At 60.9% G+C, this 14,480-nt stretch carries 14 protein-coding genes and 2 pseudogenes; 10 read left to right on the forward strand and 6 right to left on the reverse strand.

The window, feature by feature from the left end; all coding sequences use genetic code 11:
• Positions 1-104 precede the first annotated feature (104 nt).
• From AB0N75_RS14750 to AB0N75_RS14760, 3 genes and pseudogenes are all read right to left on the reverse strand, one after another.
• The gene (locus AB0N75_RS14750; RefSeq protein ID WP_364651361.1) at positions 105-1,286 is read right to left on the reverse strand and encodes an LLM class flavin-dependent oxidoreductase; all 1,182 of its coding nucleotides are present in this window, start codon (positions 1,284-1,286) and stop codon (positions 105-107) included.
• Between the two features lie 326 nt (positions 1,287-1,612).
• A pseudogene (locus AB0N75_RS14755) lies at positions 1,613-2,642 on the reverse strand (PDDEXK nuclease domain-containing protein).
• A 5-nt stretch (positions 2,643-2,647) separates the two neighbouring features.
• Positions 2,648-3,673, reverse strand: a complete 1,026-nt coding sequence (locus AB0N75_RS14760; protein ID WP_364651364.1) for an ATP-dependent DNA ligase — start codon at positions 3,671-3,673, stop codon at positions 2,648-2,650.
• A 108-nt stretch (positions 3,674-3,781) separates the two neighbouring features.
• Here AB0N75_RS14760 and AB0N75_RS14765 point away from each other — a divergent pair, with 108 nt between their 5' ends.
• The 6 genes and pseudogenes from AB0N75_RS14765 (at position 3,782) to AB0N75_RS14790 (ending at position 6,323) form a co-directional block, all read left to right on the forward strand.
• Complete coding sequence (locus AB0N75_RS14765; protein ID WP_364651366.1) at positions 3,782-4,108, forward strand: hypothetical protein; 327 nt, start codon at positions 3,782-3,784, stop codon at positions 4,106-4,108.
• Between the two features lie 36 nt (positions 4,109-4,144).
• A complete protein-coding gene (locus tag AB0N75_RS14770; RefSeq protein WP_364651369.1) occupies positions 4,145-4,429 on the forward strand; it encodes a hypothetical protein in 285 nt (94 codons plus the stop codon).
• A 264-nt stretch (positions 4,430-4,693) separates the two neighbouring features.
• Positions 4,694-4,990, forward strand: a pseudogene (locus AB0N75_RS14775) (DUF4193 domain-containing protein); the annotation flags it as partial.
• A 225-nt stretch (positions 4,991-5,215) separates the two neighbouring features.
• Complete coding sequence (locus AB0N75_RS14780; RefSeq protein WP_364651372.1) at positions 5,216-5,602, forward strand: hypothetical protein; 387 nt, start codon at positions 5,216-5,218, stop codon at positions 5,600-5,602.
• Positions 5,599-5,730: a hypothetical protein gene (locus AB0N75_RS14785; protein WP_364651375.1), complete on the forward strand. Its 132-nt coding sequence runs from the start codon at positions 5,599-5,601 to the stop codon at positions 5,728-5,730. Before AB0N75_RS14780 ends, AB0N75_RS14785 begins: the two co-directional genes overlap by 4 nt.
• Positions 5,731-5,999: 269 nt before the next feature.
• Entirely contained in the window at positions 6,000-6,323 is a 324-nt protein-coding gene (locus AB0N75_RS14790; protein WP_364651378.1) for an Lsr2 family protein, read from the forward strand.
• 620 nt (positions 6,324-6,943) lie between these two features.
• Here the strand turns inward: AB0N75_RS14790 and AB0N75_RS14795 are convergent.
• From AB0N75_RS14795 to AB0N75_RS14805, 3 genes are all read right to left on the reverse strand, one after another.
• Positions 6,944-7,879 carry a ParA family protein gene (locus tag AB0N75_RS14795; RefSeq protein ID WP_364651381.1) on the reverse strand — a complete coding sequence of 312 codons (936 nt, stop codon included), beginning with the start codon at positions 7,877-7,879 and terminating at the stop codon, positions 6,944-6,946.
• 1,359 nt (positions 7,880-9,238) lie between these two features.
• Positions 9,239-11,089 (reverse strand): MarR family transcriptional regulator, encoded by a 1,851-nt coding sequence (locus tag AB0N75_RS14800; RefSeq protein WP_364651384.1) that lies wholly within the window; start codon positions 11,087-11,089, stop codon positions 9,239-9,241.
• A gap of 196 nt (positions 11,090-11,285) precedes the next feature.
• A complete protein-coding gene (locus tag AB0N75_RS14805; RefSeq protein WP_364651386.1) occupies positions 11,286-11,444 on the reverse strand; it encodes a hypothetical protein in 159 nt (52 codons plus the stop codon).
• A 645-nt stretch (positions 11,445-12,089) separates the two neighbouring features.
• On the opposite strand from AB0N75_RS14805, the gene AB0N75_RS14810 reads away from it, so the two are divergent.
• From AB0N75_RS14810 to AB0N75_RS14825, 4 genes are read left to right on the forward strand one after another with little or no spacing between them, the layout of a single operon-like run.
• Positions 12,090-12,437 (forward strand): hypothetical protein, encoded by a 348-nt coding sequence (locus AB0N75_RS14810; protein WP_364651389.1) that lies wholly within the window; start codon positions 12,090-12,092, stop codon positions 12,435-12,437.
• Entirely contained in the window at positions 12,434-13,432 is a 999-nt protein-coding gene (locus AB0N75_RS14815) for a hypothetical protein (RefSeq protein ID WP_364651392.1), read from the forward strand. The genes AB0N75_RS14810 and AB0N75_RS14815 overlap by 4 nt, the downstream gene beginning before the upstream one ends.
• Positions 13,433-13,442: 10 nt before the next feature.
• Positions 13,443-13,973, forward strand: coding sequence for a hypothetical protein (locus tag AB0N75_RS14820; protein WP_364651395.1), 531 nt, complete (start codon positions 13,443-13,445; stop codon positions 13,971-13,973).
• Positions 13,970-14,401 (forward strand): hypothetical protein, encoded by a 432-nt coding sequence (locus AB0N75_RS14825; protein ID WP_364651398.1) that lies wholly within the window; start codon positions 13,970-13,972, stop codon positions 14,399-14,401. Before AB0N75_RS14820 ends, AB0N75_RS14825 begins: the two co-directional genes overlap by 4 nt.
• The last annotated feature ends 79 nt before the right edge of the window (positions 14,402-14,480 follow it).

A 14,480-nucleotide genomic window follows, 5' to 3' on the forward strand; every position in this document is an offset into this window, starting at 1 on the left:
CCAGCGAAACGCGTCCTTCCGGTGCTGCTGGCCGGTGCGCACCGTCCCAGACGGGTCTAGCCGGTACGGTGCTGCCGGCTGTGCCGGCAGCACCGCAGGAGAGTTTACCCGGCCGAGGCGGTCACCACTTCTCCGGTGGGTTTTGCGGCTTCTCGTGCGGCTGCCTTGTCCCCCAGTTGGCGCCGGTAAACGGCCGCGGGGTGGTCTTCGCGCACGCGGTTCTGGCCCGGTTCATAAATGCGTTCGCGCAGAGTGTTGGACTCGTCGTAGTCGGTCCAGTAGCGGCCCCGGGCCTGCAGTTCGGGCACCACGTGCTCGATGAAGTCCTCGAAAGTGCCGGGGGTGGTGACGTAGGCGATGTTGAACCCGTCGATATCAGCATCGTCGATCCAGCGTTCGAGTTCATCTGCCACGGTCTGGGAGGAGCCGACGAAAACCGGTCCCATGGCGCCGATCGAGACGAAGTTCACGACCTCGCGCGGGGTCCATGTCCGGTTCGGGTCCGCCTTGGAGAAGATTTCCAGAGCGAAGCGGGCGGAGTCCGTTTCCACGTATTCGAGCGGCTGGTCCGGGTCGAGCATGGACAGGTCGATTCCGGTGATGCCGGCGTAGAACGCGAGGGCACCTTCGTAGTCGGCCCAGCTAAGGAACTCCTCGTACTTAGCCTGCGCTTCGGTGTCGGTCGGGGCGACAACGGTGGCGATTTCCGTGTAGATCTTCACGCTTCGCGGGTCGCGGCCGTGGCTGGCGGCGACGGCCCGGATGTCATCGACGTATGTGCGCAGAACTTCGGCGGTGGGGGCGACGGTGAAGACGGCTTCTGCGTGTTTGGCGGCGAAGGCTCGGCCTTTGGCCGAGGTGCCGGCCTGCCAGATGACGGGGGTGCGCTGCGGGGAGGGCTCGGAGAGGTGGACGCCCGGGACGGAGAAGTACTTGCCCTTGTGGTCGATAGTGTGGACCTTTTCGGGGTCGGCGTAGACCTGGGTCTTGCGGTCGATGATGACGGCGTCCTCCTCCCAGGATCCTTCCCAGAGCTTGTAGCAGACGTCAACGACTTCCTCGGCCAAGTCGTAGCGTTCGTCGTGGGACATCTGGCGGTCCATGCCGAGGTTGCGGGCTGCCCCGTCGAGGTATGAGGTCACGATGTTCCATGCGATGCGGCCGCGGGTGAGGTGGTCCAGTGAGCTGAACCGGCGGGCAAGGGCGTAGGGCTGTTCATAGGTGGCGGAGACGGTGATGCCGAAACCGAGTTTTTCGGTGGCCGCGGCCATGGCTGAGACCTGCATTAGCGAGCAGCCATCTTCAACCTGGGTGAGGGCTGAACCTGCAGCAAGGGCAGCCGGCGGGCCGGCAAAAGGAGGCCCTGCCGGAATCCGGAAAAGGACAGGCCCAACGCACCACGGAATGACTCGTTTAACCGTCCGCCTTCTGAAAGACTGGTTTCGGTGCCCGCTCCAAGCAGCGCCCCGGCTTTCCCCCGACTGCCGTTGCGGCGCCGAAGGCACCCAGCGAAAGGAACAGCCCCGCAATCCCCCCAACCGCGGGGCTGTTCCCTCGCTTCCCTTCCACCGGGCTCAATAATGTCCAGGAATTGGATCAGTGGGGACGGTTGTTAGTTGTCGGGCAGTCGGTCCAGGGCGGCGGTGAGCTTGTCTTCCCCAGGCACCAGTGCCCGGTCCTCGGCGGGCAGCTGCTCGTAGGTGTAGGCGGACACCGCCATGGGTGAAGTGGTGCGGCCGAGTGCGTAGCGGACGGTGTGGTCGTTCTTGCTGCCGCAGATGAGGATCCCGACCGTTTCATTGTGAAAATCTCGCTTAAGCAGATCGTCGACCACAGCGACATCGAAGTTCAGTTTCCCGGCGTACTCGGGTTGGAACCGGCCGGTCTTCAGCTCGAAGACGTAGTAGCGCAGCTGTTCGACATGGAAGAAAAGCAGATCGATGTAGAAGTCGCCTCCCCCGCCCTCCAGATGTACCTGCCGGCCGACTAAGGAGAAGCCGGGGCCGAGTTCGCGCAGGGTCTCCACGATCCGGTCGTTCAGCCGTTGCTCCAGGTCCCGTTCGGCGACTTCACCGGACAGGCAGAGGAACTCGAAGTTGCACGGGTCTTTCGCCACCTGTTGTGCCAGCTCCGATCCGGGCTCCGGCAACAGGTCAGCGAAATTCGACGGCGCGGAGCCGGTGCGTTCCATGGTCTGGCTCATGATCATGTTCATCAGCCATTCCGGGACCATCCGTGCTCCACGGCCGCGGCCGCGTACCAATCCCGCTCCGGGCCGGTCTTGGTCTTGTCCAGGAGGGTGCGGATATGACCCCAGGGCAATTGCGCCACAGCTTGTGGCACATTTGCCTCGCTCCCCCAGGCCCCGGCCATGGTCCGCAGGTACTGCAGGTTTCGCTGGGAGAAGCCCTTCATCTCCGGGCACTCTGCCCGAAGGTCTTCGGCCAGCCGGGCTGTGACGCCGCTGCCCCATCCTTCGGCATCTGGCGTTGCAGGATGTCCCGCCCAATCGACCAGTACAGTCCGATCAACTGGGAATTTACCGCCCGCACCGCTTGTGCCCGGCTTCCGCGCACCCGCTCCTTCAGAACCTTCAACAGATCCTGGTAATCATCGGGCAGGGCAATCTCACGGCTGGCCATGGCCATTACTCTATCTCCGGCCCCACCCGCATTCCCTGCAGGCTCACCGATTCCGGCTCCAGCTCCGGTCTGGCCCTCAGGAAGCGGACGGGGTGCCGGAAGGATGTCCCGGACATTGCGGTATCGGCCGACACTTCGACTACGAGCGGTTCTACGAGGGTCAGCTCGGTTTCGCCGGCGTCGGCGTTGAACCTGTCCATGGCCGTGGATTTCACCCGGTGCGGCCAGGGATGATCCGGGCCGGCGGCCTGTAGTTGGGATCCCAGCAGTTTCGCGGCCGCAGATTTAAGTGGCGCGGAGCGTCCGACGATGCGCAGTTCCCCGGCGACAGGCAGCCCGGCGACGATGGCCTCGGGCCGGGTAAGGGGACCGATGACCGCCGCGCAGATAACGTCGACGGTGTCGCGGTGTTTGATCTTTTGCCATTGTCGCTGCCCTCCCTCGTAGGCTTGGCCGGCGCCTTTGATAACGAGTCCTTCGATGCCGGTGGCGGGCAGTTCTTCGAACCAGGTGGCCGCGGTGTCCGGGTCGCTGGTGCCAGGTGATAGTTCGAGGGTTTCGTCCCAGTCTTTGGCGAGTTCTTCGAGCAGTTCCCGCCGGATGCGGAACGGTTCGGGGCGGATGTCATGCCCGGCGACGGCGAGCAGGTCGAAGGCCACGAAGTGGGCCGGCACCCGGCGCACCAGCGCGGGGAGAGTTTTCGCCGAGGTGCTCAGGCGTTGCTGCAGGGTGGTGAAGTCCAGCCGCTCCCCCAACCAGATCACCGCTTCCCCGTCAAGCAGGCAGTCAGGCGGCAGCTGCTCTCCCGCCGCCTCGACCAGGTCAGGAAAGTACCGGGAAAGGTTCTTGCCCTGGCGGGACCAGAGGGACGTCTCATCCCCGGCGCGGCTGATGACCGCGCGATAGCCGTCCCATTTGGGTTCGTACCAGGCCCCTCCGGGCAGCGCGCCGGGGCCCGGCAGCTTTTCCACCGTTCGGGCCAACGCCACCTTCACCGGCAGGCTCAGACCCGCCGGCAGCCCGGCATCCATGCAGCCCACGATACAAGGAACACCTTGGACCCACTGGGCAGGGCGAGACGCTGGAATCTTTGGCTCGGGCGCTTCGCTTAATTCGAATATTTGTTCGATTTTTAAGGGATGGATCGGGAGTCGCTGGCGAAGCTGGCGGCCCGTTACACCAGGCGGGCCGAACCGGTGTCGCTAACTCCGGAGGAACTGGATTTCGGGCACTGCAAGGTCACCCGGGTGGTGCCGGGTGTGCCGGTGTGGGCGTGGATCCGGTTCCCGGGTGCGGCCGAGCTGGTTGCCGGTGAGGCGTTCGGCTGGACGTCCCGGGCGGTACAGGTCACCTGGACGGACGCAGGGGTCCGGCGGGTGACCTGGGTCTGGGCATCCGCCGGTGCGGCGGCGGAACGACCAGGTACGAAAGACATCTTTGGGAGACAGGACGGCACAGGCCGATGACAGCGGTACAGGAACAACCAGGCCAGAGAACGCTCAATGAGCCGGTCGAACTCCGGTTCACACCCCAAGGGGGTGCCGCTGGCGGTGCGCTGGCGGGGCCGGCTCTGGCCGGTAACGGCTGAACCACTGCGCTGGTTCAGCCGCTGGAATTGGTGGGAATCAAACCTGCGGGCCGGACGTGGTCAAGGCAACATTGTCGACATCGAGTTCTGGCGCCTGCAGGTGCGCGCCACCTCGACGTCGCCTCTGCGGACGTTGGAGGTGCGCAAACACCCGGGCTGGGATGGATGGCATCTGGTCCATCTCTCCGACGAAGCCTAAAACCCAAAGACCCGCACAGAGCAGCCCTCCGGTCACTCGAGACGGGATGAGGAAACTCTGAGCTTTTACGGTTCACTGTTGCGGCCTTACACTTGCAGGGCTTCGAACGCAGTCCGGAGCCTGCTGCCCTGTCCCTCCGGTTACAGCCGGGTGTGCGAATAGTGCCGCCAATGAGTCTTACAGGCCCCTTTGATCGGGAATGTCGGCGCAGAACTGGACGTCGTACCCCGCTCATCCAACTACCGAGAAAAGAGATCCAACCAAGTGGCAACCGATTATGACGAGGTACGTGCCGACGTCAAGGAGTCCCAGGACAAGTCCCTGGAGGCGTTGCAGTCCGCAACTGCGCCGGACGCCCGTAGCGTCACCCTGGAACTGGATGAGACCGACGGCTTGGACGGAGCCGGCATTCCCGGCGGTGAGTTCGTCGCCGAGGAACTCAGCGTTGAGGTCATCCCGCAGGCCGACGACGAATTCACCTGCTACTCGTGCTTTCTTGTCAGGCATCGCTCCCAGATCGCCCGCCGGCAGGGCGAGCATGCTTACTGCAGAGACTGCGAAGCCTATCTTTTAGACGTGCTGGCCGTCGAGGGCCGTTCCGATGGCGGAGCCGTGCCCGGCCAGGCCCGGAATCGCTGCACGCACCGTATCAAGGCGAGAACGACAGGAACGGAACGTGGGCGAGCTTCAGCAGCGGCACTTGGGGTGTGATTCGGGGTGTGATCTGAACGGTTTGTGAGCTGGGATGGGCTTGTCATTGGGTTGGTTGTGGGGAATGATCGAACCATGAGTCAGACTGCGTCACCCGGAATTCGCGCGTACCGCGATTCGGTCAACCGGGAGACCGCCCCTCTGGTCGCGGAGCTGCGCGAAATCCTCGGGGCCAAGCTTGTCGCCTATCTGGGCGGGGTCCAGGAGACCCGTGCCGTCCGCCAGTGGTCCGAAGGTACCCGGAACATGCCGGCCGAGACCGAGGCCCGTCTGCGGTTGGCCTATCACGTGGCCGGAATTGTCGCGGAAAGCAACGGACACCGCGTCGTGCAGTCTTGGTTCCAGGGCATGAACCCGCAGCTCGAGGACCGCTCCCCCGCCCGGCTGATCCGGGAGATGCACCCGCACCAGATCGGCCCCGAGGTCCTCTCCGCCGCGCGCGCCTTCGCCCGTCTCGGATGAAGTTCGCTGAACTCGACCGGCGCGCCCACATCACCGACATACAAGTCACTGACCTCGACATGGGGAGCCCCGAACTCCGCAAAGCCATGGCACTGCTGGGCCTGACAGGCCTCGGCGAACGCCGCTAACAGCGCCAACGACGGAGCACCTGTCCCGGTGTCACCAAGGTCAAGCCCCCGAGGCCCTGCCGGGCCGCACCTCAACCGAGTAAAGGGACGTCGGCAGCGAAAGAGCCCTCAAGGGCGTCAAAGGTGGAATCGGAACCCAGATGAGCTTGTGCCGTAGATTAGAGATTGCAATCGTTTTAGCGGCGAGGTTGGGGAGCCTGCCGGGTGGAACGATGGCAAGTAACGCTTAGAGGCGTTGTTCCCTTTCCCATAACTAGAAGGTAATAAATTTGGCTCAGAAAGTCGTAGTGCGACTAATCGATGACCTGGATGGCTCTGAAGCGGATACCACGGTCAACTTTTCTTTGGACGGGGTCGCGTATGAAATCGACCTCGCCGACGGAAACGCCCGCCAGCTTCGCGACAGCCTGAAGAAATACATCGACGGTGCCCGCAAAACCGGAAAACCCGGCAGGACCCGCCAACGCCAAGTTACTAGCGGCGGACCCGCACCCAAGGATGTACGCGACTGGGCTGCCGCGAACGGTGTTGCCGTAAACGCCCGCGGGCGACTCAGCTCCGACGTCGTAGAGAAATATCGGGCGGCTCACTGAACTTGCACTAATAACAGCCCCAGCAGGTATCCGCCGGGGCTGTTCTCATGCTCCGGAACATATGCCATTCGAGCACACGACCCAGTGCAGTCCACGAACAGGTGCTGGAAGCGGTCATGAGAGGGCCGCTTCCAGCAGGTTCGGAATGGTTCCGGGCTTCTAGCCGCCGTCGGGCTTGCGCGGGTTCAGTCCGAGGCTTGCAGCTAACTCTTCTTCCGTCGTCCCCTTGAGGTCATCGGTTCTGGCGAGAAGGAGATCTATAGCCAGCCGGAGAAGAGTGTTGTCTGTAATTCGCTCCCCCGTTGTTGTCCCGTCCGGAAGGCGGCGGGCCGTGTTCAGCCGTCGAGTCAATAAGGTTAGTTCGTCCGCTTGTTCGGCGTACACGCGAGCTTCCCGACGTTTTAGCTTCAAATACTTCGGAACTCTGTTAGTTACAGGCTCTGGCGTTGTACTAGTTACTGCCTCGGCAGTAATGTCCGCAGATTGCAACGACCCGATTGCATCGGGCGTGGGTTTTGGGGCTATCGGCTCCGTCCGGTTAGAACGAATAAGTTGCCTTACTTCGCTCTTTGGCGCTGCCTTAGGTGCCAAGCCGCTAAGAGTCCGGCGCATGGGTGCACTCAACGGGTGGCCTCCCCTACGGCAGTTGGGGCTTCTGAGGTAGCCACACCTTCATTGGCAGTGATCCTGGCGACGATCTCTTCTCCGAGAGCTTGGAAATCTTCGGCAACGCCGACAGCACTTTTTGATCTGGGGCCGTCGTGCTCAACGTTGTTCCGGCGCAACTCCCACCACTTTGGTGCAGATAGAACCGCTTCTTCCAGTTCGAAGGCCAGCAGCCCTCTTTCACGGCTCTCTTGCGCTGCCGCCTCTGCATGTCTAATTGACGTCCTGAAAACCGGCGCTCCCTCCCCCAGGTCGTTTAGCACAGCTTCTCGGGCAGCCTCGGATACTCGCTTGGCTGAGCGATTGACGCCGAAAAGCACAACACCCAGAAGGTCAATGTCCGGATTGATCTCCACGACTGCGTCCAGCCGGCGCGCGACGTCTCTGAGTCCCTTGCGCGAGGAAGCATCAGTCTTCACCGGGATCAATGCCCAGCGGGCCGCTGCTAAGGCCGCTTGCTGAAGCGTCTCTTGGCCCGGAGGGCAGTCGATGAAGATCAAGTCGTAGTCCGGTGCCGCTGGCCCGAGGGCTGCAGCCAATGCGGCCTTGGCGCCTTGCGGATCCTTTTGCGCCTTCATGGTGAGACCGGCTGCTGCCATATCTAGATGCGAGCCCCCGACTAACACGTCGAGATTCTCTCTGATGCCCACGACCGGTTTGAGTTCGCTGCCGAATGCCAGTGTCTGGGCTAGCCCCAGCCCGTCATCGTTGACGTCACTCGCGGTGTAGCCCAGTTCCTCAGCCAAATTGCCCTGGGGGTCCATATCCACCAACAAAACCCTGTAGCCGCTTGCTGCAAGCATTCCACCGATGTTGGCGGTGATCGTTGTCTTTCCTACACCCCCTTTGCCGTTAACGACGGCAACCACTCGTTCCAGTCCCTGTGTCATATGCGCTCCCTTCAATCTTTGCCATCTTCGCGCCCGAACAATCACAAACCAGGGAGGCGCGCCGTAACTCTGTAAGTTCGTGACTGCAGTACTCTGTTAGTTCCAGAGTCAGGAATAGTTCTCGGAAGGCTTTACAAGCGCAGTCGAGCTGCGCGATTGACTAACAGAGTTACAGAGACCGGCAGATTCTGCGGCGACTCAGCCTCGGCCGAGAACTGGGTTATGCACCCGTTCCGCTCGCCTGACACTCCGCGAGTCCCAGACTCTGTTAGTCCCGCACTCGCAACTAGCACCACGCTGACTCGGGGGCGCAGCTCTGTAAGTTCGCGACTACGGCACTCTGTTAGTACCAGAGCCATGGTTATCCCTCGGAACGTTCCCCGCGCGCAGTCGAGCTGCGCGATTGACTAACAGAGTTACAGAGACCGGCAGATTCTGCGGCGACTCAGCCTCGGCCGAGTACAGGGATATGCACCCGTTCCGCCCGTCTGACACTCCGCGAGTCCCAGACTCTGTTAGTCCCGCACTCGCAACTAGCACACGCTGACTCGGGGGGACAGCTCTGTAAGTTCGCGACTACGGCACTCTGTTAGTACCAGAGCCACGGTTATCCCTCGTAACGTTCCACGCGCGCAGTCGAGCTGCGCAATTGACTAACAGAGTCACAGAGAGAAGTAATTTCCGAAGCGATCAACCTTGGCCGAGTACAGGTTTTTACACACCCCCCTAGAACTCCGTGAGTCTCAGACTCTGTTAGTCCCGCATTCGCAACCAGGACACGCAATGACCGGGGGAGCTCCGGACCATAGAGGCAGTCGGCCGTAAATTCGACTAACAAAGTCCCACGGGCATACAGTTTCCCAAGTACGTCGTCCGAGGCCGAGGAGCGGCGGCCCAGTATGCATCTCGGCTACTCCGAGACTCTGTCAGCTCCAGTCTCACCAAAGTGCGGCCGAGCCCATGAGAACAACTCACACGTTATAATCACAGACTCACAGACTCACAGACCTCTGGATGGTTGCGCAACGGGACATCTGCTTCTATAAGGTGGCGAAGGATAGCCCGTTTAGATGGTGCTGCCATACGGGCCGGGGCCAGGGAGACAGTCTCATGGCGTTGATGGGCAAGAAGCGAAAACGAGTCTCGCTCACATACACCTCCAAAAACTGACGGACTAACAGAGTTCCATACTCTTTCCACTCACTAGTCACCGTCGTCTAAACCAAAGGCCCTCCATTGAGTACAGGCCATGGGGCCATGTCGCCGGTCAGACAGATGGCCCAAGACTCGTCGCCAGCAAGACCGCAAGGCAAAGCCCAATCATCACGGTGCACCAACTTAACTCATGGACTAACAGCGTCAAGACGCTCGTCTGTAGACCAAGTCCACTAGTGATTGTTCTTCAGGAGGTCCGTCGTCCCAATATGGGTAGTCATCTGGTGCCAGCGCCAAAAGTGGCTCCTTGGAAAGAAGGCGTTTCGCCAACCATTGGTGCCAAATTGCTCGTTCAGTGCGGTAACGCTTGAGCTGGGCTCCAATGCTTTCCAAGACTCCGAAGCGTTCAGCCAGCGCCCGGAGGCTTGTCGCTTCTACGAATTCCCAGCCCTCGCGGGTACGTTGGATCATTTTCCACGCGGCTAGGATTTCCAGTGCTTGAGCGGTGGCTCTGGGGGAGAGGCCGCTGGATCGCGCGATATCGGCTGTAGTGAGGGGGATATCGCTTCGCTCGATGGTCTCGTAGACAAAGGCGCTGACAACACCGAGTTCGCGGAAGACGGGGCGGAGTGCGTGCAGTTTCCCTGGCTTCCAAGCATTACGCTCGGCACTTTCTCTGAACTCGTCGGGGATGACGAGTTCGTAGAGGTCCGCATGCACGCCGCGTCCTTCATTCGCGAGTCGAATCAGGCGATACTCTCCAGTGGCTAGTTCACGCAATTGCCTGGCAACTGTGGTCTCGTGTGTGCCCGTGGCCAGTGCAAGTGACCTCACACCGAACTCAATAAAGCGGCTGCCGGCCTTGCTGGCTGCTTCGCCCATCGCCCGCAGCAGCATCCGTGTTCCAAGCCCTGCCCTGGAACCAATCAGTGACTGGTCGTAGGTTGCCAGCGCGTTGCGCCAGGTGAGCAGGTATTGGTATTCAGCGGGAGACTTCGGCTGCGGCAGCAGGGTAAGTGCAGGGGGGTGTGTATTTGGCTGGCTTGTGTAGCTTTTATGCCGGTTGTTATTCCCTTCTTTGCGGACTTCGTGTTTTTTGGTGAAACTTTGGACGTAGGCGACTGCCTTTTGCCAGTCCCGGTGCAAGGCCTTGCTGCGGTGGGTGGGGGAGTACCGGGAGTAGAAGGCCACCATGCCGGCCCAGGTGTTTTGGTGCATCAGACGCTGAACATCCGTCAGGGACCAGCCGGCCGCAACCGCGGACGCCAGTACGCCTTGTCGAGCCTCGGACGGGCTGGAGTACCGGCTGGTGTCGTAATTGCCGCTGCGGGCAATAAACTCCTTGGCTTGGGGCAGCGCCCGGGGTCCGCCGGGGCGGGGCAGGGTTTCCGCGGGTTCCAACAGCTCCAAGGGCTGGCTCCGGCGCTGCCTGACAGCGTCCAACTCATCGCGCAGGTCCTGGCGCAGGTGCTCCCACGCCGGCCACTTGTTGCGCCGGGCCTTGGCGACGTCGTAGGCAGTGTTCAGGCTCATGGTGAGCCTTTGATAACCGCCTTTTTTCCAGACACTTCCAGGTACTCGGATGGCTCCGGTGGCAGCGTTTTCGTGCGGGCCGGGGTCGATGCTGGTAAACCGCTTGGACAGGGCCTGAACGAATTCCTTGGCGTCAGTGAACACCACGGCAAAAGCCAGAGGGATGTACAGGTGGCGTCCGCCGCTGGGGGACTGGTCTTCGATCCAGCGCACGTCGTTGGCCGAGAACCAGGTACGCAGCCTGCGGTAGTCGTCGTCCACTTTGTTCTGGCCGCCGCGGCTGACGTCCAAGTCCAAGCAAAGGGTACGAACCATTCCGTCGCGGCCGCAGGTCCGCACCGCCGCCGGGAATGAAGGGAGGGCTTCGGACAGGGCGCGTTCGCCACTGTTTCTGTAGGTCTTGCCGCCGTCCTTGGAAAGCCGCATGTACGGGCCGGAGGCGATCAGCGGTGCAAGGGCTCGCCACTCTGCCGCGGCCTGGTCCCGGTCCGAGGAAGCCGATGGGGAGCCCGTTTTCAACACGCCGGGCGGCGTGGTCGGCAGGGCATCACTCGTTGCAAAGGCGCGTGCGTGTATGATGGACTCAATTCCATATGGAAGAGGGCATGAAAATACCCGGTTCTGTATGAAGCTTGCTGTTGAAGAATCTTGGCGGAGACGCAACAGTGAGCTTGGATAACTTCATTTAGAAGGCCCGCTTCGTGCGGGCCTTCTTCGTTTAACTGGCCCGGCTGATAGGCAGAGCCTCCTGACCGTGCAGTGAATCAAGATCGATGGACATCAGGTGTTCGTGCATGACCCGGGCAACGTAATCGCTGACCGTACTGCCTTCAGCCTCGGCGACGCTGCGGAGCTTGTCAGCGTCGGGTACCGGCATTCGGGCTCCAATAAGGTGGCGTTCGCCTTTACTACGACGCCCGCCGCGACGGTTTCCTGAGATAGCCATGTGGCAATTCAAACGGTTACTGTAACCGATTGACGTGAAGCTGTTCGGCGTGTCGGGAAACACTTGGTTGATCCTCAAACCGCAGCTCGAGCTGCCGCCGGCGAACTCAACCCGTCGAGTGCGGTGTCCACTTGATGAAGCCAGGGCTTGCGCGGAGCTGGCCGCGGCGCTTTGGCTGCTGCGACTGCACCTAGTGACGGAGTTTCGCGGATAGTTGTAGCTGGCGGGGCGGGCTGCGCCGGTCGTGCCGCCTCATGCATGATTCCGGGCATGTTTCCTTCCTTGTGCTAAACATGGTCATTGGATTGCTCGGGGAATGGGCAGTTATGTCTAGGCCATCCACGAGCGGGGATGCTGTCCTATAAGAGTGTACTCACACATGCGTGAACCATGTGTGAAAGTTCGTGTAGTGGAGATGTAGTGCGCAGAAGTAGGGATGGGTTCGCAGAGGCCGGCCTGCCACGTCGAATGCCACAGGCCACTGTTGAGCAGCTGCAACTTGCGGGCCAGGTATCTTTTGACCAGCTGCTAGCCTCAGTTGAAGTCGTGCATGGCAAACCTATTACTGTTCGGACAGTGCCAGAGTCCGCCCTTCCTGGCCTTTCCGGACTTTGGCTCGAAACAGATATCAAGTCCCACATCCTGGTTCCTGAAGATCACTCGGACCTGCACCGAATGCACGTGATCTGCCATGAGTTTGGCCATATCTTGCTCGACCACGAGGGGTGCGACGGGCTCGCCGCTTCCATGCCGTCGGTCTTCAGTCATGTGGGGCAGAGGAAAGGCATCAAACGGATGCTTGCCCGATCCCCGCAATGGAACGACATGGAAAAGGCCGCCGAGGAGGTCGCCTACCTACTTTCTCGAATTGTGCTGGCCCCGCCGGCTGCCCCGATCAGTGACTTCGAAAAGGTCTTTGGATGAGCCTGCTGCAGATACTGCCTGCTCTCATCCTCTGGACTGTGGTGCTTACTCGGAGCGCTGGGTTGAGGTTCGGCTGGAAGCCTGGGATTCTCACGGCGATGGTCCCCGTGTCGATTGGCACGACACTGAATGTTGATCCGGTGTACCTGGCCGTCGACGCTGTACTTGGCGATCGAAATATTCTGAACCTGGTGGTCCACATCGTCTTGGGGCTTGGCATGACCGAGCTCAGTCGTCTGATCGTAGCCGCGACAGGAGCCTCAAACACCCGCTGGCGCTTGCTGGTACTGGCGGGAATCGCGTTCTCGATTGCTCAAGCAGCTCTGCTGCTCACCTCAGAAACGCCAGGGTCAGCCACTAACTTCACCGACGCTTTCGCGGGTATTCCAGCTATCGGTTGGTATCAGAGTTTGTTCTTCGTCTGGATCGGGATCATCTCCGGTTACACCGGAATCGAATGTCTTCGCCGGGACAGGACCGGCGAAACGGCGTCCTTTCGCGTCGGGTTCGATATCACCGCTGTGTCTTGCCTTATCGGCGTGCTGGCGGTTGGCGTCAAGCTGCTGCTGGTGGGGCAGGCGGCGTCTGGGGTCGGAAGTAACGCCTCGAATATTGTTTATGTGGGCTACCGGGCGTTGGTCGCGGTTACATTGATTGGCTTCGCTGTGGGTTTCGCGCTTCCTGCGTACCAGCGCATCCGGTTGCAGTGGGCTGAACGCAGGCGAATCCGAAGTGCGCTTCTGAGGCTTCGACCCATTGTGGGCCGGCTCGTTGAAACGGATGCGGGCCAACGAGCTAGGGAAGGAGCGGTCCTTAGTCTGCGTCCCCGGGCAACTCGGAACCAGATATACCGATGGGTAATCTTCATTCACGATATACGGGTTCAAGATCCAGGGCTTTTGTCCGCCGACGAAATCGAGTTAGTAGACACCATTGAGGCAAGAATTGCACACCCAGGTTCGATCGGCGCCGCCCAAGTCCAGATGGGCAGCTAGTTTCTCGAAGGTGTTCGCACCCGCAGTTGTCCTGCTGGTCGTTATCGTCCTGGCGGGAGTGAATGCCGGGCTCGGGTCCTTGGGTGTGGTTGCGCTTGCCGTCGGCATCATCGTCGTCCCCGGATTCACCTACAAGAAATACTCCCTGGTCTCCGAGAAGCTGGGTTTGCCTGCAACATGGCGGACAAGGGTGGTTACAATACTGACTGTTGTTGGGGTAACTGCTTGTGCTTTGCTGAATGTCCCGGCTCCGGTTTCGGCCACAGTCGTAGGACTCGTTGCAGGGAATGCGGGGTTGGCCTTGGCACGACGCCGGCTGAACGCCTCGGCCCACGTGTCAGTTATTTCCTTCGCTGCTCTATGGGGGACGGCGGTATTCGGCCCTTCCCTTGGTTGGCTGTTGGTACTATCGCCATTGATGATGGTGAGTCGAACCGCTCTGAAGGAACACACGTGGGGTGAAGCCTTGGCCGGGGCCCTTATCGGAATAGTCACCTTCGGCTGTTTCGTCGGAGCTATAAATTGGAGCTGGATCACTTGAGCGATTTCGATCTGTCGCCTGAGCGGGCCGCCGGGATCCGCAGAGCAGAAACGCTCGCACGGAAGATCAATCTTCTGCTGGACGTGATCATGTCTGACAGCGGTAAGCCTTTTGACTACCCGGCCATCCGTGATGGGGCGCAGAAGGCCGGCTACTATCTTTCCCGGACCAGATGGTCACTGCTGAAGGCAGGCAAAGAGCAGGTGGTCCCGAACGAAGCACTGCGTGCGATAGCTTCTGTCTTCGACGTGGATCCTGAGTATCTCCTTCAGGAGGGCGGTAAATTGCCTGAACGAGTGGAAGCTGAACTGGAGTTGCTCCGCAGTATGAGGCGCGCGGAAGTGCGGAACTTCGCCGCCCGCGCCCTGGGACCGGTCGATCCCGAAGCGCTGAAGGCGATTACCAAGATCTTGGACGAAGAAACCTAAGGCAACGTCCGGCAGGTACCTTTTCATCGACGATGTAACGCTGCTACTCGCCGGTGTGTCACGCATGTGTGACACATGC

The organism is Arthrobacter sp. NPDC089319 (assembly GCF_040684925.1).
GTDB lineage: Bacteria > Actinomycetota > Actinomycetes > Actinomycetales > Micrococcaceae > Crystallibacter.

Excerpts from the sequence above, each read along its gene's own strand:
- AB0N75_RS14750 (WP_364651361.1), bottom strand. The coding sequence starts at position 1,286 with ATGCAGGTCTCAGCCATGGCCGCGGCCACCGAAAAACTCGGTTTCGGC.
- AB0N75_RS14760 (WP_364651364.1), bottom strand. The coding sequence starts at position 3,673 with ATGGATGCCGGGCTGCCGGCGGGTCTGAGCCTGCCGGTGAAGGTGGCG.
- AB0N75_RS14765 (WP_364651366.1), top strand. The coding sequence starts at position 3,782 with ATGGATCGGGAGTCGCTGGCGAAGCTGGCGGCCCGTTACACCAGGCGG.
- AB0N75_RS14770 (WP_364651369.1), top strand. The coding sequence starts at position 4,145 with ATGAGCCGGTCGAACTCCGGTTCACACCCCAAGGGGGTGCCGCTGGCG.
- AB0N75_RS14780 (WP_364651372.1), top strand. The coding sequence starts at position 5,216 with ATGAGTCAGACTGCGTCACCCGGAATTCGCGCGTACCGCGATTCGGTC.
- AB0N75_RS14785 (WP_364651375.1), top strand. The coding sequence starts at position 5,599 with ATGAAGTTCGCTGAACTCGACCGGCGCGCCCACATCACCGACATACAA.
- AB0N75_RS14795 (WP_364651381.1), bottom strand. The coding sequence starts at position 7,879 with ATGACACAGGGACTGGAACGAGTGGTTGCCGTCGTTAACGGCAAAGGG.
- AB0N75_RS14805 (WP_364651386.1), bottom strand. The coding sequence starts at position 11,444 with ATGCCGGTACCCGACGCTGACAAGCTCCGCAGCGTCGCCGAGGCTGAA.
- AB0N75_RS14815 (WP_364651392.1), top strand. The coding sequence starts at position 12,434 with ATGAGCCTGCTGCAGATACTGCCTGCTCTCATCCTCTGGACTGTGGTG.